Below are 22,884 nucleotides of genomic sequence, written 5' to 3' on the forward strand. Positions count from 1 at the left end.
TCGATTTTCGAGGGCAAAATATGGAACAGCTAGACGGGACCAAAGTCGTGGAGCGTCGCTCAGGACTGGACCTTCCGACCATCATCGATCGCGCTGCACAGCGTTTACCGTCTCTCGTCCTGACGCGCACCCCTTTGCGCGTCAGTTTTGCTGGCGGCGGTACTGATCTGCCCGATTTCTACAATCTCGATTGCGGCGCGGTCTTCAGCGCAGCAGTGGACAAGTACATCTATGTCACCGTTAAGCGTCACAGCGTGATCTTTAATGAACCCATCCGCTTGAACTATTCACAGACGGAGCAGGTAAACACCATAGGGGAGATCAAGAACAACATCGCTCGCGAATGCCTGCGTTTCCTGGAGATCGAACCGCCAATTTACATCTCGACGGTCGGAGACATGCCGGCCTCGACGGGCATGGGGGGGTCGAGCTCGTTCACGGTGGGACTGCTCAACGCCCTGCATGCATTCCGGGGAGAACGTGTCACCCCTGGCCAACTGGCCGAAGAGGCATGTCACATCGAGATGGACATCCTCAAGGAACCGATTGGCAAGCAGGACCAGTATGCCGCCGCGTTCGGGGGCATGAACCTGTTCCGCTTCCAGCCGGGCGGCGCGGTAACGGTCGAGCCACAGCGGGTGCGCAATGGCGCCGTCGAACATCTCTTCAGCAACCTGATGATGTTCTGGACATCGCATCAGCGACCGGCCAGTTCCGTGCTGACAGAGCAGAAGGCGAAAACGTCAAGCAATCTCGATACGCTTAGGCGGATGCGGGACGATGCCTTCATGCTTCAGGAGATCTTTTCGGAGCCCGTCATCGACATAGAACGCTTCGGTGCCGTCCTTCACGCAGGGTGGGAGATGAAGCGGAGTTTGGCGTCCCGCGTGAGCAACGCGGAGATCAACGGCCACTACGACCTCGCCAGGGATGCAGGTGCGGAAGGCGGCAAGCTGTGTGGCGCCGGCGGCGGCGGATTTCTTATGTTCGCGGTCAAGCCGGAACGCCGGGAAAGTGTACGGCGCGCACTCTCACACCTAGCCTATGTGCCTATTGGCTATGAAGTCCACGGCTCGCGCCTCTTGCATCCGGCGCAAGTCTGATGCCGTCCCGCGATCGCACAAGCGGACCGCCGGCGCGAGCAACCCTCAGGAGAGATCGTCGGAGATGCGACCCGACGTGACACTCATTTGACTAATGGATCTACGATGCTTTTCATAAAGACCGATATTCCCGGCGCCACCCTGGTGGAACTGCAGAAATTCGAAGACGAGCGGGGCTCTTTCGCACGCGGCTGGTGTTCGCGGGAGTTTGCCGAGCAGGGGCTTCCGGATCGTGTCGTGCAGATGAATATTTCATACAACAGGCACAAGCACACACTGCGCGGCTTCCATTACCAGCTGGCTCCCCATGGCGAGGACAAGATGCTTCGCTGCATCCGGGGCAGCCTGTACGACGTGCTGATCGACCTGCGGCCCCAATCGCCCACCTATAAGGAGCACCTCACGGTGGAACTTTCAGCGGCGAACCAACGGATGCTGGTCATACCGAAGGGCTGCGCGAACGCCTTTCTCACCATGGAGGACCACTCCGAGGCGACATATCTCGTCTCCGAATTCTACACACCGGCTGCCGAGCGCGGTGTTCGCTGGAACGATCCTGCCTTCGCCGTGATGTGGCCGGTGGATGCGCCGGCGCAGATTTCTGACAAGGACCGAAGCTGGCCGGATTATGACCGCTAACCTTTCGCCGCCCGACTTTCGGGAGCAGCACAGGGGAACGTAAATGTTCATTGTCGACAGGGAGTTGGAGAGGCTCCAGGCTCAGGGGCGGCCAATTCGCGTGGGTTTGGTGGGGGCCGGGTTCATGGCCCAAGGCATCGCGCTGCAGATGCTGCGATATGTGCCAGGCATGGAGCTCGCGGCGATTTCCAACAGGCACGTGGAAAAGGCGCGAGATGCCTATGCCGCTGCAGGCGAAGACGATGTGACGGAGGCGACCAGCACCAAAGCGCTTGAGGATCTCGTGGCGCGCGGTCGCCGCGCGATCACGGCGGACCCGATGCACATTTGCGAGGCCGACGGCATCGACGTCATCGTCGAGGCGACAGGCGCGATCGAGTTCGCTGCCCACGTCACAATGCGCGCGATCCGGCACGGCAAGCATGTCGCCCTGATGAATGCCGAGCTCGACGGCACGATCGGACCGATCCTGAAAGTGTATGCCGACCGGGCAGGAGTGGTCCTCACCAACGTGGAGGGGGATCAGCCCGGTGTAATCATGAACCTCTACCGTTGGGTCAGGGGCCTGGGCATACGTCCGGTGCTTTGCGGGAACATCAAGGGCCTGCACGATCCCTACCGAAATCCGACGACCCAGGAGGGTTTTGCCAAGAAGTGGGGGATGAAGGCCCCGATGGTCACCTCCTTCGCGGACGGCACGAAGATCTCGTTCGAGAACGCCATCGTAGCCAACGCCACAGGCATGCGGGTGGCGAAGCGCGGCATGTACGGGCCTGTGGTCGAGCCTGGTAGCCCGATCCAGGGGGCGGTCGGCTGGTATCCGCTCAATCAGCTCCTCGAGGGGCCGGGGATAGTTGATTATTGTGTCGGCGCCATGCCCAACCCCGGTATCTTCGTTCTTGGCACCACAGAGGATGCCGTCGAGAAGCACTATCTCTCACTTTACAAGATGGGCCCCGGACCGCTCTACTGTTTCTATTGGCCTTATCATCTGTGTCATTTCGAGGTGCCATCCACGGTGGCGAGGGCCGCAATATTCCGCGATGCTGCGATTGCGCCCCTGGGCGCGCCGACCGTTGATGTGGTGGCCGCCGCCAAGCGGGATCTTAGTGCCGGAGAGATCCTCGATGGCCTTGGACATTACATGACCTACGGGCTCTGCGAGAACGCGCGGACGGTGCACGCCGAGCGGCTTGTGCCGATCGGGCTCGCCGAGGGCTGCCGGCTGCTGCACGACGTGAAGCGGGACGAGGTGCTCGGCTATGACGACATCGAGCTTCCGGTCGGGCGGCTTTGCGACGCACTGCGCCGGGAGCAGGATCTTGCCTTCTTCGGCCGCTCTGTAGCCTCCCTGCGTCGCGAGGTTTCTGCGACCGCTTAGTTAGCAGGACTCCAGTTGTTCCGCCGACCGAACCCCGAGAGTTGAGATGGCCGAACCGATGGCGCGAACGTTATCCGATTTACATTGCCTGACGCATGCTGCCGCGCTTTGCCTCCTCTTTGTGGGTACGACTTTCCTGGCCCTTAACCCGGATTGGATCGACAGGCCCCTCGCAAAGGCCGTCAACACCGTAGCGAGCAATCAGCCCTTCGCCAGCCGGCTCGCTTTCGGTGCCGTCTACCCAACAACCGAGGGCGCTATAGCTGTGTCCTTGCTTTGGTATTGCTGGTTCGCCCATGACGGGCCGGAATCGAGGGCAAGGCTGGTGAGCGGCGTCTGCGCAGCTGTCCTCGCGGCGCTCGTAGCGCATTTCCTGCAGCGCAATCTGCCGACGACGCCAAAGCCGATTTTTGACTCCGCACTTGGGCTTCATATCCCGAATGTTCTGGGCGACGCTGCCGTTCTGCGCTCAGCGCCGTTCGCCGGCACCCCCGGGTTCCCCAGCGAGCGAGCGGTTCTGTTCGCGGGTCTAGCGATCGCCATTCTTCTCGTTCACTTCGAACTCGGACTCCTCGCCCTGGCCTGCACCTTGGTGGTAGAGCTTGCGCGAGTCTACTTGGGGCTGCATTACCCGACCAATGCTCTGGGTAGCCTCGCCTTGGCCGCGACCTTGGCATGGCTAGCACAAACGCGACCGAGCCTTGAACTCGGCGCCCTGGTTCTCCGGTGGGAGCACGGCGCCCCACCAAGCTTCTATCTGTGCAGCTTTCTGGCCTCATACGCTGTTGTTGCGTTCCAGGACTTGCGCGAACTTGCCAAAGGGCTTCTCCAGTAGGAACTGATGTGAAGCCGGCCAGCGACACGATGGTCTCGAATTTATCGTGCGTGCATCGCCGGGCTGGAAGCGTCATCTTGGCCAAACAACAACAACCATGCTGAGGGGTGTTCGCAACAGCGGCGAATTACCTCAATGCAAAGGGATCAAAACATAAGCATCCGGCAAGCTGTAGAAGGCCCCTCTACGGCTTCCACTGGCCCTATCACCTCTGCCATTTTGAGGTACCCAAATACATTGCGCGCGCCGCGCTGTTCAACAAGCCCGATCTCTCCGCTCGGCGAACCCAGGTCAATTTCGTTGCAACCGCCAAGGCCGATTCGAACTGCCCGCCCTTCCTGCGTTCAGCTCCGCAACGACAGGATTACCACTTCTTCGGCTCCGCAGTAGCCGGCACAGCCCACGGACGAGGCATCGGCGTATCGGCGTAGGGACTCGTGAGCCGGCGCTCGCAGCGGAGCGGCTACTTCCTATGCAGTAGGGCGAAGACGTTGGCCCAGCCCAACGCGACCCTCCCGCGGCATCTGTTACGAACGCCGAGCGATGGGGATTACCTCCTTTTGCGGGAGCGCCTGCCACAATGGCGCTCTGGTCGCGTGAGGGAATTGATGTAAAATTCACAGGGGGATAGCCGCTCCGCGTTAGGCCAGACTGAACCTATCTGGCGCTCTGGTCCATTTTGGACACGGTGAGGACGGCGCAGTCAAGCGGAACAGCTACTATAAATAAGCCAAAGGCACTATTGATGTACAATCCAGATTGGCTCCGGTATTGTAAGCGCGTTGTAAGAGCGGCCTTAGGATTCGATCATCTTCTCCGGCCCGAATGCTCTGTTCCTACACAAAAACTCGGCTCCGTATATGGAGGTTGGGTGGTAGCGGTCGAGCCTCTTCTAGGTACTCCCGCCCCTATTGTTCTTTCATTTGGCTTAGGGGACGACATTTCATTTGATCAGGAAATCAGCAAAGTATTCGGTGCAAAGGTCTTTGGGTTTGATCCGACTCCGGCCAGTCTTGACTGGATTGCCGCTCAGGAATTACCCCCGACTGTGCGGATCTACCCCTTGGGAATATCTAATTTCGACGGGGAGCAGACGTTTTCTGTATCCGAAGATGATACACGCAGCAATTTTTCCACGAAGATGGTTACAGGCAAGAGCATTGTCTGCAACGTGAGGCGTTACTCTACTATCCTTGATATGCTCGGACTGGCAACTATAGATGTGCTGAAACTCGACGTTGAGGGGGCAGAGCACGACGTTCTTCCAGAGGTGCTTGGATCTGATGTTTTACCGAGACAGATTCTCGTCGAGTTTCACCACTGGTGGCACCGCACTCCGGTGGAGCAAACCTACCGAACAGTGGAAGCGATAAAGAGCCAGGGTTACACCCTGTTCCATGTTTCTCCTGCGGGCCACGAATTGTCATTTTTGCTGACGCGATAACAAGCCTTTCGAGAACTTTCGACAAGCCGCCGTCGGTGGGGGGGATCGTCGGCAACAACCTGACGCCACGCTTGCCAGGTGACCCGAGATGCAGGCCGGACACGAACCGTTTCTCAGCAGGCATCGCCCGCGCCGGACTGGTCAGCCGACCCACATGTTCGGCATTGCCGACGGCAGCATGGCCGGCAAGCAGCTCGCGGAGAAGCAGTGGCGCAAGCGCTTGTGAACTGACGGTTCGCGGCAGGGCGGCTACGTCCATGCCATAGGAGCATAGGCTGAAGAGGCCAGCCAAGCAGAAAGGGGACGCACGGGAAGTAGCTGTGACGGGCATTGAGCGGTGGGGATTACCTCCTTTTGCTGGCGTGCCTCCCACAATGACACTCTGGTCGAACAAGGCGCTTTCGCCCTTCATTAGAGGAGTGTGGGGGCAGATCGTCGGTCGACGGCGCCACCACAGCCCTCAAACGATTGGATGGGACCCGATGACAGATCGCATTGCGCTCATAACTGGTGTGACCGGTCAGGACGGTGCCTACCTTGCCAGACTGCTGCTGGAGAACGGCTATACTGTCCACGGACTGAAACGCAGATCCTCCTCCTTCAATACCGAACGCATCGACGACATCTACGTCGATCCGCACGAACCAGACGCACGCTTTTTTCTCCACTACGCCGACCTGACCGATGCGACCAATCTCATCCGCATCATTCAGGAGACTCGCCCCACCGAAATCTACAACCTGGCGGCCCAAAGCCATGTCCAGGTAAGCTTCGAGACGCCTGAATATACCGGCAACGCCGATGCCCTTGGCACACTCAGGCTGCTTGAAGCCATCCGCATCCTGAAGATGGGAGAGCGGGTGCGCTTTTATCAAGCGTCAACCTCCGAGTTGTTCGGCAAAGTCCAGGAGGTGCCTCAGACGGAGAAGACGCCGTTCTACCCGCGCTCTCCCTATGCGGCGGCCAAACTCTATGCCTATTGGATCACGATCAACTACCGTGAAGCGTACGGAATGTTCGCTTCCAATGGCATACTGTTTAATCATGAAGGCCCCACGCGCGGCGAGACGTTTGTGACCCGCAAGATCACACGTGCGGTTGCCGGTATCGAGCGAGGCTTCCAGTCCGCCCTCTATCTTGGAAATCTGGATGCGAAACGCGACTGGGGGCATGCTCGCGACTATGTGGAGGGCATGTGGCGGATTGTTCAGCACGCCGAGCCAGACGACTTCGTCCTCGCCACGGGCGAAACCCACTCGGTTCGAGAGTTCGTAGAGCGTGCCTTTCGGGCAGTCGGCCGCGTCATCGTCTGGGAAGGTAAGGGGGTGAACGAGATCGGCCGAGATGGCAAGACAGGAGAGATTCTCGTCCGAGTCGACCCACGCCATTTCCGTCCGACGGAGGTCGATCTCCTGATGGGAAATCCCGCGAAAGCCCGCTCAATGCTCGGCTGGTCGCCAAAGAGGACGTTCAGCGACCTCGTGGCGGAAATGGTGGCCGCCGATCTGAAACGTCTGGAGCGAGAGAGCTGGCACAGGGACAGTAGCGTCTAGAAAGGGCCACCGGTCATGGACCACCTTATCGGCTCGACGCAAAACGGATAGTTGTGCTGGCCAGGCGGCATGTCGGCTCGGGTGTAGCGCGGCGACTGAGGGGCAATTTTGCTTTGTGATGCCCTTTGGGTTGAGGCGCGATCCACTCATTATAGCGAGGCGAACCGAGGGATCGGCAGTGTCCCGGCCCAGTGACTTGACCAAGCTTTGACCAAGGGCCAGGATTGCGCCTATCTCAGGCAGAACAGCGATTGTTGGGCAATCCGCACTCAGCTCAACGGCAATGAACACGGCTCGCCACGAGGGCCCCGACGCGGACAAGGACAGGGAAATGCCCATCACGGTGAAAGTTGGCGAGGCCAAGACGCATCTCTCGGAACTGCTTTCAAGGGTCGAAGCCGGCGAGGAGGTGATTATTTCGCGCGGCAACGATCCCATCGCTAAACTGTCGCGGATTCAACGGCGCAACGATGTCGAGGCCGTGATCGAAGAGATCAGCGCTGCCCGCGCCCGTGCCAAGCCCGTGACGCAGGACGAAATTCGGGCTTGGCGCGATGAAGGGCGCCGCGCTTGATGGCGATCATCGTCTGATGCCTTTCGTTGTCGACCTTTCCATGGCGGCTGCCTGGATTCTTCCTGATGAAGACAGCGAGGCGGCGGCCGCCCTGATGCGAGGATTGCCGGGAACAACGGCGCCTGTCCCTTCCCTGTTCTGGCACGAGGCCCGTAACGTCGTACTGATGGCCGAGCGGCGTGGCCGCACCGCGGCGGGCGAAGCTGCCACCACCATGGCACGGCTGCGCCGATTGCCGCTGGAGGACGCCGGCGGCGGGTCGGACGGCGCAGTGCTGACGCTAGCTTCGCACGGGCTTAGCGCCTATGACGCCACCTATCTTGCGCTGGCAATCGAAACCGAGTTGCCGCTGGCCACCCTCGATCGCAAGCTCGCACTTGCCGCGCGCCGCCAGGGAATCCGAATTCTCGGGCCGCTCGCGAATGGAAACTGACCTCTTCGCTCGACCACCTGCCTATGTTGTTCGACGTGCCGAAGCCTTCGACGCTCTCGATTCCGGGCTGCCCTTGGACCGCCGCGATTTTCTCGCCGAACTTTGACCGACAACGACCTGGCGCCATCTGGCCAGGAAGGCATTTTGTGCCCAGAGGTGCTTGACCCCAGTCGGCCCGGCAACACGGAAAAATCCTGTTTGCGCAAAAAAACGGGCACAAGAGGCCCTGGCATTCGATAACGCGCCGATATGCGGAAGGGTGGCTGCAATGCTGGGGGGCCAGATGCTCCTGGCATGCCGCCCAGGTCGCCGGAGGACCGATAGCCTTGACGCAGAAGGGGATCACTCTGAAAGAGGTGGCCGCCGCGGCAAACGTATCGCGGGCGACGGCTGCGCGGGCGCTCAACAGTTATGGTTACGTCGGCGACGAAACCGCGCTTCGCGCGGTCGAGGCAGCCGACAGGTTGGGCTATCGGGCCAAACGCGTCGCGCAGGCGCTGCGCAGCGGGCAATTGCCTCTCGTCGGCTTAACTGCCCCATATCGGCGAAAGACTTTGGGAAGAGTTAACGCCGCCGGTGCCTACGACTGCGACAGCTTGCCGATTGCTAGGTCGCGTTGGCAAAAAATTGGCGACCAGGATCCGGCAAGGTATGGACGGTATATTACGCGACCCTAATTCAACACTATGAGCCGTTTGCTGCTTAGCTTCGTCTCGTTGTTATTTTCCACCACGCTTCTTTATGCGCAAGAGTGGCAGCCCTTCGGCGTCAAGCAGTTTGGCTTTGTATTCGATGTGCCCCCTGGCTTTGTTCTGACTCAGCGTTCCGACCAGGGGGGCAGCTTTTCAGGGCAAAAACGGGGCCTTTCTTGCTGTTTGGGGCGCAAGGCTCGGAAAGGCCAGTTTCCGCGCCGAGATAGAGCATCGAATGGTCGAGGACGAAAAGGCGGGCTGGAAAGTGACCTATCGGCGCGTTAAGCCGGCTTGGGCCAGTTATTCCGGCCTCAGGGACGGGCAAATCCGCTATGTACGCGTCATTGCGATCTGCAATGACCGTGCGGCGCTCTTTACAATGAACTACAGCAGATCCGAAAAAATCCCGTACGATCCCGTCGTGGTGCGAATGGTGCGATCCCTAAGGGCGGAAGGCTGTTAAAGCCAGATCAAGCTGTAGAAATATGGCATCTGCAGGGTGAAAGCGACAGAGGGCCCCGAACTCGATCAACTGGCTCTCGCCCTGGAAGGCCTGCGGGGTCATCCCAACATCTTCTATGGCATGGGTTCAACGGAACCGGCATTGCACAGACGCCGATCGGCGGCCGCGTCCTGGCCAGTCTGGTGCTCGAGCCCAAGGACCGGTGGAGCGCCAGCGGTCTGGTCGGGATCGACCGGAGGCTGGCATTGCCTCCAGAGCCGTTCCGCTATCTCGGCGCCAGACTTGTGCGCGGCGCTATCCGGCGCAAGAACGACATCGAGATCCGCAACGGGAACCCGGATGTTCTCACCCGTTTTCTTGCGCAGCTCACGCCGGGGCATCGTAAGCAGTAGTAGTCGTGCCCTGCAGTCCGCCTGGGCTGTCATTCAGCCGAGCCGATCCGCACCGGCCGGTGTTATTGTAGGTAAGCGAAGAGAGACAAGGCAGTCACAATCTCCCTGCATGGCATCGACCCCGGCGTAGAGGCGCTGCAATTCAGCTCCAGCCGGACCGTCGCGGCCGGAGATCAGACGGCCTCGCGGTTGCGATGGACCGCAATTGAGTTACGCTCCACCAAGCGGGCCGCCAGCACACAATGCTCGAAAGGCAAAGTGGCCTCCCCTAACCTCCTCAAGAGAAGCTCCGCCGCCGCCGCTCCGATCAAATGCGCCGGCTGCGCGATGGCTGTGATACCCTGGGCCACGAATTGCATCCAGTCGAGATCGTCGAAGCAAAGCAGCGAAAGGTCTCCTGGGATCGCAAGCTTCAGTGCCGATGTCGCCTCCAGAACACCTGTCGACATCACGCCATCGGCGGTAAACAGGGCGGACGGCGCATTGCGCATTGTCAGCAGATCGAGTGCCTCCTTGCGGGCCGCCTCGCTAGAATAGATCGCCACGCGGCGGATCAACTGCGGATCCGGCGTAATGCCCGCGGCGCGATGGGCTTCGAGGTAACCCAATAGCCTTTGCCAGCTTGGATGATGATAGCGAATATCAGCGCTGGAGAGATCGGCGTTTGCCACAAACGAGCCAACATCATCGCGTTGGCCCGGCCCGAGCTCCGCCAGAATTCCAATGCGGCTGTGTCCGGCACCGATCATCGCCGCGATGCTGCTACGCGTTACGGAAACATTGTCGACCACGACTGAATCGGTTTCCAGGCCCGCAACCATGCGGTCGAACTGCACGACGGGACAGCGGGCTGCGACTGCCTCACGAAGATGATCCGGTTCGTCCACGAAAGTCGATGAGACAATTAAACCGTCGACCTGCTTTTCCAGCAGCAGCTGCACCGCCTCTCGCTCGAGTTCGGCATTTTCGTCACTATTCGTAACGATAACCCCGAAGCCGCCACGGCGCGCCATATCCCCTATTCCGCGCAGCACGCTCGCGTAGAACGGGCTTTCGATGTCGCCAACCACAACTCCGATAGTCTGCGTCTTACCGGTGATCAGACCTTTGGCCAGGCGATTGGGGCGATAGCCCAGCTCAGCTGCAGCGGCGCGCACCTTCTCCTGGACCTCGGGGCTGCTGTAGCCGTAGTCACCAAGCACACGCCCCGCCGTGGCGGAACTCACCCCGGCCCGGCGAGCGACCTCTATGATGGTTGCGTTTTTCGACGATCTTTCAGTCACTCGGCAAACCCCGCCGCCAATGCGCGCGTTGTGACGGCGACCTAGCGGCAGTTAAGCCCGTCCAGCAAGGCCGAACACTGCAACCCCCGCGGTTGCGCACACCATTGCAATCACAGTACCTCGGACAGAAAGCGCCGAAGACGTGGACTCTGCGGATTGTCGAAAAGGTCCTCTGGCCGTCCTGCCTCGACGATCCGCCCCTCGTCCATGAACACGACCTGGTTCGCGACTTTGCGAGCAAAGTTCATCTCGTGGGTGACGACCACCATCGTCATCCCGCCGCGACCGAGATCGGCCATCAAATTGAGCACACCCTTGACCAATTCTGGATCGAGCGCGCTGGTGACTTCGTCGAACAGCATGATTTCGGGCTCGAGGGCGAGCGCACGCGCGATGGCCACCCGCTGCTGTTGCCCGCCCGAGAGATTGGCTGGCCGGTGATCCTTGCGCTCCAGCAGTCCGACTTCATGCAGCCTCGCCAAGGCCGCGCCCTCAGCCTCCTCGCGCGACATGCGTTTCACCTTGCGCAGAGCCAGGGTGATGTTGGCGAGCGCGCTGCGGTCGGGGAACAGATTGAACTGCTGGAAAACCATCCCGACGCGCCGCCGGAGTTGGTCAGGGGTCTGTTTGTAGATGCTTTCGCCGTCGAGCAGAATGTCACCGGCTCGACACTCTACTAGGCGGTTGAGGCAACGCAGCAAGGTGGACTTGCCCGAGCCGGACGGACCGATGAGGCAGGTGACCGTCCCGGGTTGCACTTTCAGACTGACCTCATGGAGCACCTGGACGGCGCCGTAGGCCATGTCGATATTCTTCACCTCGATGCCGCCACCCTTGAAGCGAATGGGCTGTGCTGCGGGCGACGTCGCTGCGCCCGGCACGACGGCTTCGGCAAGCTCGGCGACTTCCTTGAGGCCACTCTGCACGGCGGTGATTCGTTTGCCGACACGCATGCGCGCGTCGATATAGTTGACGAGATGGGTCAGCGGCACCGTGATCACGAGATAGAACACGCCGGCCAGCAAGAGCGGCGACAAGTTGCCGGTCAGCACAGCCTGGTCTTGGCCGACGCGGAACAGTTCGCGTTCGGAGGCGAGCAGACCAAGGAAATAGACCAGGCTGGAGTCTTTAACATTGCCGATGAACTGGTTGACCAGTGCAGGCAGGACGCGGCGGATGCCTTGCGGGATCACCACAAGGCGCATGCCTTGGCCATATGTCATGCCGAGGGTGCGCGTGGCGTCGATCTGACCACGCTCGACGCTCTGAATGCCGGCGCGGAAAATCTCCCCGATGTAGGCGCCGGCGATCAGGCTGAGCGCCAGAATGCCAAGCGGATACGGCGATGGACCGAACAGATCTCGGCCCAACCGCGCGAAGCCTTGGCCAATGATCAGGATTGTGACAATGGCAGGAAGCCCGCGGAAGATATCGGTGTAGACTCTGGCAAGGAGTTTCAGCGGCTGGTTCTCGGAAATCCCCATCACGGCGAGTACGATACCGATCAGCGTCCCGAAAAACGTCGAGGCAAGGGCCAGGATCAAGGTGTTCTTGAGGCCGACCATCACCATGTTCGGCAGAACTTCTGCCATCGCCTGGAAATCAAGAAAGCTGCGGGCGAAGTTGTCGAACCAGCTCATATCAAGTCCATCTATAACTCGGCCGGGCACCGTTGCTCACGGGCCCGGCCGGAAACGACAACGAATACGCGCGAATTTACTTCTTGGGCAGATATTGATCCGGCATCGGGGTACCCGGGAACCATTTCTCGTGCAGTCGTTTCCAGGTGCCATCGTCCATGGCCTCGCGCAGTGCCTTGTTGAGCGCTTCGCGGAAGGCGTCGTTGCCCTTCTTGACTACGAAACCGGCTGGCGCATCGAAGGACGGCACGTTCATTGTTATGTTCAGGTTCTTATAGCGCTCCACATACTGCTTGGCCGACTCATAGTCGGTGAAATGGCCATCGATCGTCCCGTTGTTCAGCGCCGCCACCGCAGTGTTGTTGTCCGGGAATTTGACAATGTCGCCCTTCAGGTTCTTCTCGGCATAGATTTCCTGCAGCGTTCCCTGGATCACGCCGATGCGCTTTCCGGCGGTGCTCTGATTGCTCGTCAGAGCCGGATCAGCCGAAATGATCGACAGGTAGCCAGCGAGATAGCCGTCGCCAAAATCCACGGTCTTCTTGCGCTCCGCGGTCGTGCCAATGGCGGCGACAGCGACGTCGAAGCGACCGTTGGCGACGGACGGCAGCAGCGCCGAGAATTCCTGGCCAGTAAAAACAACCTGCTCCTCCTTGAACCCGAGCCGGCGCGCCACATCGCGGAAGAGCTCAGCGTCGAAGCCGGTGAAGTTGCCATTGGCGTCGGTGAACACATAGGGTTTCGCATCGCCCATGGTTCCGACGCTGATCGTTGTCGGGTCGATGAGGTTATAAGGATTGTCGGCCGCTTTTGCCTGCGTTGATCCTGCTAGCGTGCCAAGTCCTGTCACCAGGGCGATCGTCAGCGCCAGACCGGATTTCACCAGTTGGCGCCTGCTCGAATTCGTTTGCATGTCTTCTCCTCTTACGATTGGCCGAACTCGGCCTGCGGTCCCACTCGACGTCTCATCCATCAAAACGCTCTCACGTGGCGCTTAGTTAGATGACTGAGAACGTTATCACTTTATCTAGCATCGTCGATTTCTCGCGTCAATTGTTTCGCAGAATTTCGCAGCTAGACGGTTTTCCTGTCTTGAACGTGCCGAGCTGCGCGGAGGACCTCCGGCGTCATCTTTCCTATATCGATTGCTGTCGCATGGCCGATCGCCCCGTAGTACTGGCAGGTAGCCGCCGCGGCCTCCGCGGCATGGCCGAGAATGTCTTGAGGTGCCTCTTCGCTGAGCAGGCCGAACAGCGTTCTGGCGATGAAGGTGTCGCCCGCGCCCAGGGTGTCGATGGCTTCGACCAGCCGCGCCGGGGATCGGTAAGAGACGGTGTCGCTGTGAAGCACCGCGCCAGCTCGACCGCGAGTCACAAGAACCCACTTTGAACCACATCCAAGCAGTTCGGCTGCGAGTGCGGCCAATTCCTTGTCGTCGAGACCCTCGCCCGAGACCGAAGCCAGATAGCAATGGGGCCCAATCTCGCGTCGATGTTCCGGTTCCCGCCGCGTAGAAAAATCGTAAGACAACAGGGACTTACTCGATACCGCGGCAACCCACGGGTCTAACCCGCTGGACTGGCCGATGTGGACGGCCTGGAAGGCCGAGAGAAAATCCAGATCTTCTTGCGTCGGCGTGAACATCGAGACGCCGAGGTCGAAATCCAGGAAAATCCGATCGGCGTTGCGGTGACCTATAAGGCAATAAGCGGTCGGCCCTTCGAGGCGCCGCAATCGGGTGACGTCCACGCGCTCCGACGCCAGTGCGGCGTCTATCAGGTCCCCTGCCCGGTCTTTGCCGATCGCTCCAACATAGGCCGATCGCCCGCCGAAGCGGCTGACATAGACCGAGACATTGAGGCAGTTTCCGCCGGGATACATCTCGCCGCGAGCGAGATAACAATCGACCACGTTATCGCCTATCGCGGCAATCTTGACCATTGCAGGACTTTCAGTTTAAGGATGTGATAACGTTCGCATAATGGCTGCCACCTGTCAATTGTGCGCCGGCCCCTAGCTCTGCCAACGAGACGAGGAAGCTCATGATTTCCGCCCTGCCCGCCGACGTACAACGCGCCCTGACCGCTACGGCCGGCAGGCGGTTTTCGCATCTATTCCTCGTAGCGTGCGGCGGCTCGCTCTCCATCATGATGGCAGGCAAGTACTTCGTCGACCGTCACAGTGGCACATTCGCCTGCGACATCTACAACGCGGATGAGTTCGTCTGCCGCGATCCGCGACTGTTGGGACCTGACACGCTCGTTGTCCTTTGCTCGCAAACAGGAACGACGAACGAAACCGTGCGAGCGGCCAATTATGCAAAAGATCGAGGCGCTGCGACGATCGGCATGACGCTCGACTTAATATCGCCTCTCGCAAAGGCAGTCGACCATGCAGTCGCCTACCAGGCCTCCTACACGACGGGCAAAGAAATCGATTCTGCCTGCAGCAACTACGGCGTGCTCTACATGTTGCTCGCCGGCCTGATCGATGAACGGGAGGGTGCCGGGATAACCGCCGATCTGCTGATGAGCCTGAACTATCTTCAGCCGTCGATCGAACGCGCGCACCGGACCTATGCCGACCGCTTTCAAGCCTTCGCACCCCGTTTTGGGCCGTGCAATACGATCTACACACTGGCCAGCGGTGCCAGCTATGGTGCGGCCTATTCCTACGCCATCTGCGTGCTGATGGAGATGCAGTGGTACGACTCGCAAGCCATACACGCGAACGAATTCTTTCACGGCCCATTTGAGGTGGTGGACCGGGATGCTTGCTTTGTGGTCTTGCTTGGTTTGGACGAAACACGGAGCCTTTCCGAACGCGCCCGCGATTTCCTTTTCAAGTACGGCAGCCGGGAAAACATCCTGGTGCTCGATGGAGCGGAACTCGACCTCAGCGGTATGTCCGAACACATCAAACCCTATCTCGTGCCGTTGGTCTTCTTCGACACTCTATGGCGTTTTGCCTACGAGCTGGCCGGTCTGCGCGGCCGGCCAATGCTTGAGGGCCGGCGCTACATGAAGAAGCTCACCGACTATTAGTTCCGCCGCACTCTGCAGCGATCCAACAACCCCCAGCCCGTCTTCTGCGAAGAAGGATTTCTCTATGACTGCATCCCCAAAGCCGCGCCATGTCGTTGTTATCGGCGCGGGCATTTTCGGCATCTCTTCCGCGTTGCACCTTGCTCGTCTTGGCGTTGAAGTAACCATTGTCAACGACGGCGCGCCGGCCAACGGTGCATCCGGCCGTTCACTTTCCTGGCTGAACTCAGCGCGACGTGCGGACACTGCCTACCACCGCTTGAGGCTTGCAGGCATCGACCGTTATCGGACCCTGGCCGCCACAAGGCCGGAAACGGCGTCGTGGCTTCGCTTTGACGGCGGCCTCACCTGGGATGCGGATGATGAGACGAACCAGATCGCGTCCATCTGCCAGCTGGAGCAGGATATTGGTTATGACGCGCTTCTGCTCGGCCCTGCCGAAGTCGGCGCAGTGACGCCCGGCGTCAACGCCAGCGCCATCACCCCGCAGGGTGCCATCTTCAATCCTGGCGAAGGATGGGTTGACCTGCCCTGCCTGATCGATCTGCTGCTCAATGAGTTCCGCTCCCGCGGCGGCAAGCTCGTTCAGGACGCTGGACGCGTGCGAATAGATGCCACAGGTGGTCGCGCGCGTGGCGTCGTCACTGCCGACGGTATGCCGTTAAAGGCGGATGCAGCGGTCCTTGCCGTTGGGCCAGCGACGCCTGCCATGCTTGCGGAGATCGGAGTTCGTGTCCCCGACGCCACGCCGATTTCACTTCTCTTGAAGACCAAACCGGTCAAGACCGAGCTCCGTGCCGTGCTGAATACGCCGCGCGTGGCGGTGCGCCCGACGCCGGATGGCGCACTTGTTTTGGATTCGGCGTGGTCGGAGGAAGAGGTCGTGGTCAACTCTGACGGAACCTACACCGTGCACGACAAGACGGTCAAAGGACTGCTCGACGAGGCTAGTGCCGTGCTCGACGGCAATCCGCGGCTTCAACTCGCTACCTATGCCGTTGGCCCGAAGCCCATCCCGGGCGACGGCGAGCCAGTGCTTGGCTCCGTCGAGACCGTCGCCGGGCTTCATGTCGCCTTTAGCCACAGCGGCGCCACGCTCGGATTGATCGTCGGCGAGTTGCTTGCCAAAGAAATCGTCTCCGGCAATCCGCATCCCATGCTTGCAGGCTTCCGCGCGAAGCGTTTCAGCTGAAAGGGCAATCGCGGCCGAGGTCGAACTGTCCAGATGGGCCGCGCGCCTGAGGAATCTTGGCAAGAATCGGTAAACAGCGAATATCCGTCTCCTGCGGTTTCAACGTTGGTCGGAGGGTGGCCAAGGCTAAGAAGCTGAGGTGCCCTTGCCGAGCGATAGGTGACATGATCGTTTTATCGGGTTGTCCTCTTAAGGCAACAGAGACGGCGACGAGTGTTAGCGCTGCGCGTCCAAGCGCGAACGCGCAGGGTAGAGATGAATGCCCCACAAACTATGGTCAGATAGCCGCTCGCGATCCACTGGAGTGCGCTGAGCTCGACAAGTTGCGGAAGCCTCAATTCAAAGCCAAGACGATCGAAAGGCAGACTGCACCGAAGGGTCCGGCGGTCTACCTTGCGGGAATCAGGTGCAGTGCAGACTTCCCGCCCTTCACGGCCGCCGCTGACAGCTTGCGGTCAAAGCTGGCAAGTTGGCCGCCGCGCGCCTTGGCGAGCGCGAGAAGGTACGTATCCGTGACCTGTGCCGAGGTCAGGATTTTCGCTGCATCGATGCCGCCGGAGCCAACCAGACTCACATCGTCGGGCCAGAAGCTGTGCCCGTGCAGAGCCCGCAACTTGGTAACGATTTGCGCAACGATGGCGGGCGAGCCGGGGGAATTGGGATATCTTTGGTTGCCGACGATGCGCAGGACGCCGTTTTCGGTGATGGGACACGTAGCCCATGCCGCGTGACCGGTCTCTTCGAACCAGCCATGCGCGTCATCATGGGCGACGTGGCCAGGATCGATCAGTGCGATCAGCACATTGACATCGAGCAGGAACGTCAAGGCAGTTCGTCTCGCAAGGCATTCACCGTCTCAAGCGTGACAGGAGGTGCATCCGGCCGAGGCGACAGTAGAGGAATCCCGTTACGCTCGCCGCCGGCTTGGGGCCGGCGCAGCGAGCGCCGGGCGAGATCGGTGATGACCTCGCCGAGGCTGCGATCCTGCTGCCGGGCGATCGCCTTGGCCGCGACCAGGACGTCGTCATCGATCGCCAATGTGGTTCTCATATCGCCCTCCTTGGTGCGCATCAATCATCACGCATCATATAGAGCAGCAACGTCGGATGCTCAAGCGGTGCGAATATCCGGCGGAATTTGCACGGAACACGTTTTCTGCCGGAAGGATCGTCGCTCCACGGCTTCAACCTTTGTATGCGACGCGAACTGCGCCCCCTGCAATCAGTGAAACGCCAAGCCAGTTCGGCAGGAACAATTGTTCTCTGAGGAAAACCACGCCGAATACCGTGTCAAGCGCGATGCTTAGCCTAGCGTAGCCGAGCAACTCCCCCCTCCCATAATGCAGCACCAGGGCTGCGATGACGTATCTTGATTGTGTGCTGAAGTCAGCCAGATCCCGCCACGTCGATAACGGACTTGATCAGACCGGACTTCTGCTGCGCCCAGATTGCGATATCGCGTGGGCTGTCGCGCAGGGTGGTGCGGTGGGTAACGAGCTGGTCGATTGGTATTTTTCCAGCGCGGATCGAGGCAATGACGTGCCGGAAATCGCTACGCGTCGCGTTGCGACTGCCGATCAGCATCATTTCCCGCTTGTGGAACTCTGGATCGGAGAAGGTTATGTCGTCCGGCACGACACTGACCATCACCATGACGCCGCCATGGGCAACATAGGCAAAGGCAGACTGCATCGAACGGCTGTTTCCCGTTGCGTCGAAGACGACGTCGAAACCTGTTCCCGCAGTTCGCGCCGCTATCGTTTCGATGATCGATCCCTTCGACCCGTCGATCACCAGGAAGCCCAATTGCCTTGCGGCAAAGGCTAGCCGCTCGGCATCGACGTCCATGACGGTCACGTTGAGTTGCGCTATGGGCGCGTTGATAGCCGCGATTGTTCCCGAAACCTCATGGCCCATGACGCGTGGATAGGCGAGATAAGGATGCCTGCCCTCGAAGATGTGGTAGTCGGTTCCGCATATCCCGACATAGGCGACATCGACCAGTGCCCAGCCCTCCGGCGGAGTGCCTGGCGCCTGCTGCTCCTCAAACACCAGCCTGCCCGGCTCGGCGCATCGCACGACGTTGATGGTGGGGCCCATGACTGTAATTCCACCCCTTGCTAAGCTGGAGTCCAGCAGGAACTGGTCCGGCGGTGCAATCCGCCGGACCACTGGTGGATCACTCGAAGTCCTTGACGTTCTGCAGCGTCACCAGTCCGGCGCCGGTATCCACATTGGCCTCGACGGGTTCCCCACGGATGGCCTTGACGACAGTGTCGATGCCAAGCTCGCCCATTTTCGTCGGAAATTGAGCTACGCTGGCGTCCTCCGCCCCCGACTTGATCGCTTCGATCTCACCGCAGCAGGCATCAAAGCCGACCACTATGAGGTTGTCGTTGGAAATGCCGGCATTGCTGATCGACTTGACGGCTCCAGGGATCGGCGGACCGCAGGCCGAGTAGATCGCCTTGAGATCGGGATTGGCGGTCAGGATGTCTTCGGTCACTGACGTACCAAGTTCCAGCGTGCAGTTCGTTGCACCCTTGCCGACGACATCGACCTTGACGTCGCCCAATCCCTCCATCATGCCCGCGACCCGGTCATCCAGAGCCGGCACCCCGGGAACGCCTTGCAAGATACCGATCTTGTCGCCGCTCTTGAGCACCGTCTTCAAATACTCTCCGGCGATCTTGCCGCCGTTGAGGTTGTTGGTCGAGACCAATGCCGTCTGGCCTTTCCAGTTGGGAATGCTGTTGTCGACGAGAACCACCTTGATGCCGGCGGCGACCGCCTTGTCGAGCGCCGGCGCGACCGTCGGGTCGACCGGCGTGATTGCCAGCCCCTTGACGCCCTGCGTGATCATGGATTCGATCAGTGCGATCTGGCCTTCGATGTCGGTGGCCGCCTGGCCCTGGCCGGTCACCAGCTCGATTTCGGGATGAGCGGCCGCGTATTTCTTGGCGGCGTCCTCCATGGTCGAGTAGAACGGCACCGGGAATTTCGTAATCAGGCCGACCTTGATCTTGTCTGCGGCCGAAGCAGGCATAGAAAACGCAACGGCGATCGCCAGCCCTGCGAATAATTTTCGGTTCATTGACATTGCATTCCTCCCTTGGAATTGACGCGCCTCCCGGCGGGAGACGCTTCAGGCATTTGCGGACCGGAACGGCCCTCAAATCTCGAACGGGTCAGGCTCCAACGATCATGGAAACCAGTTCCTGTTTGTTGCCCTTGGTCGGCACCAGTTCGCCGACCCTGCGGCCCTGGCGAAGCACCACCGCGCGATCGGCGAGCTCGACGACGTGTTCCATGTTGTGAGTGATCAGGATGACGGCATTGCCCTGGTCGCGGAGCGCAGCGACCAGATTGAGCACCTGGCGTGATTCACGCAGGCCCAGTGCGGCGGTCGGCTCATCCAGAATGACGACCTTGCGGGCGAACACGGTCGAGCGGGCCACTGCAATGGCTTGTCTTTGTCCACCTGACATCATGGCGACGACCGCATCCAGGCGCGGCAACGTAACCTTGAGGTTTGCCAGCAGAGCGCGGGTCTCGGCGTCCATCCGGCGCTGCTGCAGAAATCGCAGGCCGCGCGGAAGCCATTGCGGGCCAGCCAACTCGCGGCCGGCAAAGAAGTTCTGTCCCGGCGTCAGGTTGTCGAAGAGCGCCAGGTCTTGATAGACGGTCTCGATGCCGGCGAAGCGCGCATCCGCAGGGGAGCGTATCTGCGTTGGCGCACCATCCAAAAAGATCGCGCCGGCATCGAGTTGGTGCACCCCGCTGATGCATTTGGTTAGCGTCGATTTACCCGCGCCATTGTCGCCGAGCAGGCCGACGATCTCACCGCGCCGCACCTCGATGCTGACATCGTCCAGGGCCAGAACCGAACCGAAACGCTTGGTAGCACCGCGTACCGCCAAGACGGGATGCTCGGAGGCGGCGGCATGATCGGCGTCGGCCGCGACGGCGCTCACGATTGTCTCCCGGCTTGCAGGACGCGCACGCGGCCTTCGAGGTAGTTGCGCAGCACGTCGGACTCGACCGCGATCACGATAACCACGCCGATGACGATGAGCTGGAAAAAGACGTTGACGTTGAGCAGGTTGAGCGCGTTGCGAATAACGCCGATCATGATGGCGCCGATCAAGGCATGGCCAAGGTGGCCGCGACCGCCAAGAAAACTGGCGCCGCCAATGATCACCGCCGCGATCGTATCCAGTTCCAGCAGATTGCCGAACAACGGCGAACCGGCGTCGGTGCGGCCGGCAAGGATGACGGAACCGATGCCGGCGCACAGCCCTGAGATGACATAGACGGAAACCAGGACCCAGGACACGGGAATACCCATGCGCAATGCAGCGTCGGGCCGGCCCCCGACGGCATAAATCCAGCGCCCCCAGACCATGGTTTTAGCCATGATGAAAAGAACCGCGGCAACGCCGGCAACAACGAACACCGATCCAGGCAGACCCCAGACCGCGTCGCGTCCAAGCGCATCGATCGAATCCGGCATGCCAGGAATGGCGCGCCCGTCGGCCAATTGCAGCGCCAGCCCCTTGGCGATGCTCAACGTCGCCAGCGTGATGATGAAAGGATGCGGCAGCCGGCCGAAGACGTAGAAAAGCCCGTTGATGGCGCCGACCACGGCACCGCAGCCAACCATCACGGCGATCACGACGATGGCGGGGGCGCCGGCATGAAAGCTCAGCGCGCCGACGACGGAAGCCAGTGCAAGGTTCGAGCCGACGGAGAGATCGATGCCGCGCGTCAGGATGACCAGATGCTGGCCCATCGCGACAACCGAGATGACGGCCGTCTGGGCGAGGATGTTGCTGAGATTGCGTCCCGTCAGGAAATAGGGTGACAGAAAGCTGAGGACGGCGATCAGCAGCACCAGGATGACCACCGGACCAGCGCTGAGCAGCACCAGGCCAAGCGAAAGGCCGGGGACGGCTTCTGACTTCCTGGATGCTGGCAACGCGGCTTCGCCGACAGTCGTGCCGGTGTTTCCCGTTTCAGGCAAATTTCCCCTCCCCGCCGCGGCTCGCGCGAGCCGCGTCGTCAAAAATTCAATTCGTGTTCAGGTCCTCTTCTTATCGATAAAAAACAACCGGCCGGGTCGGGTCAAGTTGTTTTTTATGGATAAAGTTCATGCTAAAAAGGACAAGGTATTGTTCCCAAGGAAAATCCGATGAGAACCGACACCGTCTACAAGAAGGCCTTCAATCGAGCTGCAAATATGCTGCGCGACGGGCAACTGGCCGGTGAACTTCCTTCCGAAAATGAGCTTAGACGGCGAATGTGCGTCAGCCGCACAACCGTCAGAAAGGTTTTGCGGGAACTGGTTCATCGCGAACTTGTCACCGAATGCAACGGCCACAGGTCGACGGGCCGCCCGGTCGGCGACAACGACTACTATCCGGACGCCGAAACCACGCCTCGCGCCAAGCATGTCGAACAGCAGTTCATGGAGTGGATGCTCCGGGGTGACACCAGGCCCGGCACCAGCATCAATGAGCTCGAGCTTGCGCGCCAATTCGGTGTTGCGACCAATGGAATTCGCGAATTCCTGATCCGCTTCAGCCGGTTTGGATTGATCGAGAAAAGGCCGAATACAGGCTGGCTCTTCAAGGGTTTCACCGAAGACTTTGCACTTGAGCTCTTCGAGATCCGGGTGATGTTCGAACTGCGTTCGGCACAACTGTTTTCACTGCAGCCGGACAGTTCTCCGCTATGGTCGAAACTCGCCGCGCTCAAGATGGCGCATACCGACCTGCTGGAGCGAATTGAAGGCCGCTTTCACGACTTCTCCGGCCTGGACAACCGGTTTCACCGGCTCATAAACGAGGCCTCACAGAACCGCTTCATCGATGATTTCTACGACATCATCACGTTCATTTTTCACTACCACTATCAGTGGAACAAGCACGACGAAAAGCAGCGCAACCTTGCCGCAATCCACGAACACATTGCCTATATCGGTGCGCTTGAGAGCCGCAACTCCACTCGGATTGAGGTGGCCTGCCGAGCGCATCTGGCTTCAGCAAGGGAAACACTGATGCGCTCGCTCACAGCATTTGATGAGTCGAGCATCAATGCATGACGAAATGCTTCTGATCCTGGGAGGCAAACTCAGCGTGGTGCAGGCGTTTTACGATCCGGGCCGAACTGGCGGTGACAAGTTTCCCTTCCAGAAGGGAACCGACGCACCCCTTTG

At 60.1% G+C, this 22,884-nt stretch carries 25 protein-coding genes and 1 pseudogene; 15 read left to right on the plus strand and 11 right to left on the minus strand.

Going from position 1 to position 22,884, the window contains the following annotated elements; all coding sequences use genetic code 11:
- The first annotated feature begins 20 nt into the window (after positions 1-20).
- The 12 genes from E5W70_RS01480 to E5W70_RS01535 all read left to right on the plus strand — a co-directional run bounded on the left by E5W70_RS01480 (position 21) and on the right by E5W70_RS01535 (position 9,509).
- A complete protein-coding gene (locus E5W70_RS01480) occupies positions 21-1,103 on the plus strand; it encodes a GHMP kinase (protein WP_292653690.1) in 1,083 nt (360 codons plus the stop codon).
- Between the two features lie 105 nt (positions 1,104-1,208).
- Positions 1,209-1,742: a dTDP-4-dehydrorhamnose 3,5-epimerase gene (gene rfbC / locus E5W70_RS01485; RefSeq protein ID WP_292653691.1), complete on the plus strand. Its 534-nt coding sequence runs from the start codon at positions 1,209-1,211 to the stop codon at positions 1,740-1,742.
- A 124-nt stretch (positions 1,743-1,866) separates the two neighbouring features.
- Positions 1,867-3,123: an NAD(P)-dependent oxidoreductase gene (locus E5W70_RS01490; RefSeq protein WP_292653692.1), complete on the plus strand. Its 1,257-nt coding sequence runs from the start codon at positions 1,867-1,869 to the stop codon at positions 3,121-3,123.
- A gap of 46 nt (positions 3,124-3,169) precedes the next feature.
- Positions 3,170-3,958, plus strand: coding sequence for a hypothetical protein (locus E5W70_RS01495; protein WP_292653693.1), 789 nt, complete (start codon positions 3,170-3,172; stop codon positions 3,956-3,958).
- Between the two features lie 871 nt (positions 3,959-4,829).
- Positions 4,830-5,402, plus strand: coding sequence for an FkbM family methyltransferase (locus E5W70_RS01500; protein WP_292653694.1), 573 nt, complete (start codon positions 4,830-4,832; stop codon positions 5,400-5,402).
- An 88-nt stretch (positions 5,403-5,490) separates the two neighbouring features.
- Positions 5,491-5,628 carry a hypothetical protein gene (locus E5W70_RS01505; RefSeq protein WP_292653695.1) on the plus strand — a complete coding sequence of 46 codons (138 nt, stop codon included), beginning with the start codon at positions 5,491-5,493 and terminating at the stop codon, positions 5,626-5,628.
- 256 nt (positions 5,629-5,884) lie between these two features.
- Positions 5,885-6,955 carry a GDP-mannose 4,6-dehydratase gene (gene gmd / locus E5W70_RS01510; protein WP_292653696.1) on the plus strand — a complete coding sequence of 357 codons (1,071 nt, stop codon included), beginning with the start codon at positions 5,885-5,887 and terminating at the stop codon, positions 6,953-6,955.
- Positions 6,956-7,286: 331 nt separating this feature from the next.
- Positions 7,287-7,529 carry a type II toxin-antitoxin system prevent-host-death family antitoxin gene (locus E5W70_RS01515; protein WP_292653697.1) on the plus strand — a complete coding sequence of 81 codons (243 nt, stop codon included), beginning with the start codon at positions 7,287-7,289 and terminating at the stop codon, positions 7,527-7,529.
- On the plus strand, positions 7,510-7,962 hold the full coding sequence (locus tag E5W70_RS01520) for a type II toxin-antitoxin system VapC family toxin (RefSeq protein WP_292653698.1): 453 nt from the start codon (positions 7,510-7,512) through the stop codon (positions 7,960-7,962). Before E5W70_RS01515 ends, E5W70_RS01520 begins: the two co-directional genes overlap by 20 nt.
- Before the next feature lie 326 nt (positions 7,963-8,288).
- Positions 8,289-8,639 carry a LacI family DNA-binding transcriptional regulator gene (locus E5W70_RS01525; RefSeq protein ID WP_292653699.1) on the plus strand — a complete coding sequence of 117 codons (351 nt, stop codon included), beginning with the start codon at positions 8,289-8,291 and terminating at the stop codon, positions 8,637-8,639.
- Between the two features lie 250 nt (positions 8,640-8,889).
- Entirely contained in the window at positions 8,890-9,117 is a 228-nt protein-coding gene (locus E5W70_RS01530; protein WP_292653700.1) for a hypothetical protein, read from the plus strand.
- 182 nt (positions 9,118-9,299) lie between these two features.
- Positions 9,300-9,509, plus strand: coding sequence for a hypothetical protein (locus E5W70_RS01535; protein WP_292653701.1), 210 nt, complete (start codon positions 9,300-9,302; stop codon positions 9,507-9,509).
- A gap of 173 nt (positions 9,510-9,682) precedes the next feature.
- Here E5W70_RS01535 and E5W70_RS01540 read toward each other — a convergent pair whose 3' ends face one another.
- The 4 genes from E5W70_RS01540 to E5W70_RS01555 all read right to left on the minus strand — a co-directional run bounded on the left by E5W70_RS01540 (position 9,683) and on the right by E5W70_RS01555 (position 14,373).
- Positions 9,683-10,792 carry a LacI family DNA-binding transcriptional regulator gene (locus E5W70_RS01540; RefSeq protein WP_292653702.1) on the minus strand — a complete coding sequence of 370 codons (1,110 nt, stop codon included), beginning with the start codon at positions 10,790-10,792 and terminating at the stop codon, positions 9,683-9,685.
- Between the two features lie 110 nt (positions 10,793-10,902).
- Entirely contained in the window at positions 10,903-12,432 is a 1,530-nt protein-coding gene (locus E5W70_RS01545; RefSeq protein WP_292653703.1) for an amino acid ABC transporter permease/ATP-binding protein, read from the minus strand.
- 76 nt (positions 12,433-12,508) lie between these two features.
- A complete protein-coding gene (locus E5W70_RS01550; protein ID WP_292653704.1) occupies positions 12,509-13,345 on the minus strand; it encodes an ABC transporter substrate-binding protein in 837 nt (278 codons plus the stop codon).
- Positions 13,346-13,506: 161 nt separating this feature from the next.
- Complete coding sequence (locus E5W70_RS01555) at positions 13,507-14,373, minus strand: PfkB family carbohydrate kinase (RefSeq protein WP_292653705.1); 867 nt, start codon at positions 14,371-14,373, stop codon at positions 13,507-13,509.
- 101 nt (positions 14,374-14,474) lie between these two features.
- On the opposite strand from E5W70_RS01555, the gene E5W70_RS01560 reads away from it, so the two are divergent.
- Positions 14,475-15,476, plus strand: a complete 1,002-nt coding sequence (locus tag E5W70_RS01560) for an SIS domain-containing protein (protein WP_292653706.1) — start codon at positions 14,475-14,477, stop codon at positions 15,474-15,476.
- A 64-nt stretch (positions 15,477-15,540) separates the two neighbouring features.
- The gene (locus tag E5W70_RS01565) at positions 15,541-16,668 is read left to right on the plus strand and encodes an FAD-binding oxidoreductase (RefSeq protein ID WP_292653707.1); all 1,128 of its coding nucleotides are present in this window, start codon (positions 15,541-15,543) and stop codon (positions 16,666-16,668) included.
- 388 nt (positions 16,669-17,056) lie between these two features.
- On the opposite strand, the gene E5W70_RS01570 is transcribed toward E5W70_RS01565, so the two are convergent.
- From E5W70_RS01570 to E5W70_RS01600, 7 genes and pseudogenes are all read right to left on the minus strand, one after another.
- Entirely contained in the window at positions 17,057-17,494 is a 438-nt protein-coding gene (locus E5W70_RS01570) for a TA system VapC family ribonuclease toxin (RefSeq protein ID WP_292653708.1), read from the minus strand.
- Positions 17,491-17,718: a hypothetical protein gene (locus tag E5W70_RS01575; RefSeq protein WP_023679266.1), complete on the minus strand. Its 228-nt coding sequence runs from the start codon at positions 17,716-17,718 to the stop codon at positions 17,491-17,493. Before E5W70_RS01575 ends, E5W70_RS01570 begins: the two co-directional genes overlap by 4 nt.
- A gap of 133 nt (positions 17,719-17,851) precedes the next feature.
- A pseudogene (locus E5W70_RS01580) lies at positions 17,852-17,977 on the minus strand (transporter); the annotation flags it as partial.
- A gap of 76 nt (positions 17,978-18,053) precedes the next feature.
- Positions 18,054-18,755 (minus strand): zinc-binding dehydrogenase, encoded by a 702-nt coding sequence (locus E5W70_RS01585; RefSeq protein WP_292653730.1) that lies wholly within the window; start codon positions 18,753-18,755, stop codon positions 18,054-18,056.
- A gap of 91 nt (positions 18,756-18,846) precedes the next feature.
- Positions 18,847-19,761, minus strand: a complete 915-nt coding sequence (locus tag E5W70_RS01590) for a sugar ABC transporter substrate-binding protein (RefSeq protein WP_292653709.1) — start codon at positions 19,759-19,761, stop codon at positions 18,847-18,849.
- A gap of 94 nt (positions 19,762-19,855) precedes the next feature.
- A complete protein-coding gene (locus tag E5W70_RS01595) occupies positions 19,856-20,641 on the minus strand; it encodes an ATP-binding cassette domain-containing protein (protein WP_292653710.1) in 786 nt (261 codons plus the stop codon).
- Positions 20,638-21,690 (minus strand): ABC transporter permease, encoded by a 1,053-nt coding sequence (locus E5W70_RS01600; protein WP_292653711.1) that lies wholly within the window; start codon positions 21,688-21,690, stop codon positions 20,638-20,640. Before E5W70_RS01600 ends, E5W70_RS01595 begins: the two co-directional genes overlap by 4 nt.
- 168 nt (positions 21,691-21,858) lie before the next feature.
- On the opposite strand from E5W70_RS01600, the gene E5W70_RS01605 reads away from it, so the two are divergent.
- Positions 21,859-22,770, plus strand: coding sequence for a GntR family transcriptional regulator (locus tag E5W70_RS01605; RefSeq protein ID WP_292653712.1), 912 nt, complete (start codon positions 21,859-21,861; stop codon positions 22,768-22,770).
- The last annotated feature ends 114 nt before the right edge of the window (positions 22,771-22,884 follow it).

This window comes from Mesorhizobium sp., from assembly GCF_005063415.1.
In the GTDB taxonomy this organism is placed as follows: Bacteria; Pseudomonadota; Alphaproteobacteria; order Rhizobiales; family Rhizobiaceae; genus Mesorhizobium.

Bases quoted from the DNA above. Each gene is read 5' to 3' on its own strand.
- E5W70_RS01555 (WP_292653705.1), bottom strand. From the start codon at position 14,373: ATGGTCAAGATTGCCGCGATAGGCGATAACGTGGTCGATTGTTATCTC.
- E5W70_RS01495 (WP_292653693.1), top strand. From the start codon at position 3,170: ATGGCCGAACCGATGGCGCGAACGTTATCCGATTTACATTGCCTGACG.
- E5W70_RS01530 (WP_292653700.1), top strand. From the start codon at position 8,890: ATGGTCGAGGACGAAAAGGCGGGCTGGAAAGTGACCTATCGGCGCGTT.
- E5W70_RS01575 (WP_023679266.1), bottom strand. From the start codon at position 17,718: ATGAGAACCACATTGGCGATCGATGACGACGTCCTGGTCGCGGCCAAG.
- E5W70_RS01605 (WP_292653712.1), top strand. From the start codon at position 21,859: ATGAGAACCGACACCGTCTACAAGAAGGCCTTCAATCGAGCTGCAAAT.
- E5W70_RS01550 (WP_292653704.1), bottom strand. From the start codon at position 13,345: ATGCAAACGAATTCGAGCAGGCGCCAACTGGTGAAATCCGGTCTGGCG.
- rfbC (WP_292653691.1), top strand. From the start codon at position 1,209: ATGCTTTTCATAAAGACCGATATTCCCGGCGCCACCCTGGTGGAACTG.
- E5W70_RS01560 (WP_292653706.1), top strand. From the start codon at position 14,475: ATGATTTCCGCCCTGCCCGCCGACGTACAACGCGCCCTGACCGCTACG.
- E5W70_RS01490 (WP_292653692.1), top strand. From the start codon at position 1,867: ATGGCCCAAGGCATCGCGCTGCAGATGCTGCGATATGTGCCAGGCATG.
- E5W70_RS01520 (WP_292653698.1), top strand. From the start codon at position 7,510: ATGAAGGGCGCCGCGCTTGATGGCGATCATCGTCTGATGCCTTTCGTT.
- E5W70_RS01480 (WP_292653690.1), top strand. From the start codon at position 21: ATGGAACAGCTAGACGGGACCAAAGTCGTGGAGCGTCGCTCAGGACTG.
- E5W70_RS01565 (WP_292653707.1), top strand. From the start codon at position 15,541: ATGACTGCATCCCCAAAGCCGCGCCATGTCGTTGTTATCGGCGCGGGC.
- E5W70_RS01590 (WP_292653709.1), bottom strand. From the start codon at position 19,761: ATGAACCGAAAATTATTCGCAGGGCTGGCGATCGCCGTTGCGTTTTCT.
- E5W70_RS01545 (WP_292653703.1), bottom strand. From the start codon at position 12,432: ATGAGCTGGTTCGACAACTTCGCCCGCAGCTTTCTTGATTTCCAGGCG.
- gmd (WP_292653696.1), top strand. From the start codon at position 5,885: ATGACAGATCGCATTGCGCTCATAACTGGTGTGACCGGTCAGGACGGT.
- E5W70_RS01515 (WP_292653697.1), top strand. From the start codon at position 7,287: ATGCCCATCACGGTGAAAGTTGGCGAGGCCAAGACGCATCTCTCGGAA.
- E5W70_RS01505 (WP_292653695.1), top strand. From the start codon at position 5,491: ATGCAGGCCGGACACGAACCGTTTCTCAGCAGGCATCGCCCGCGCCGG.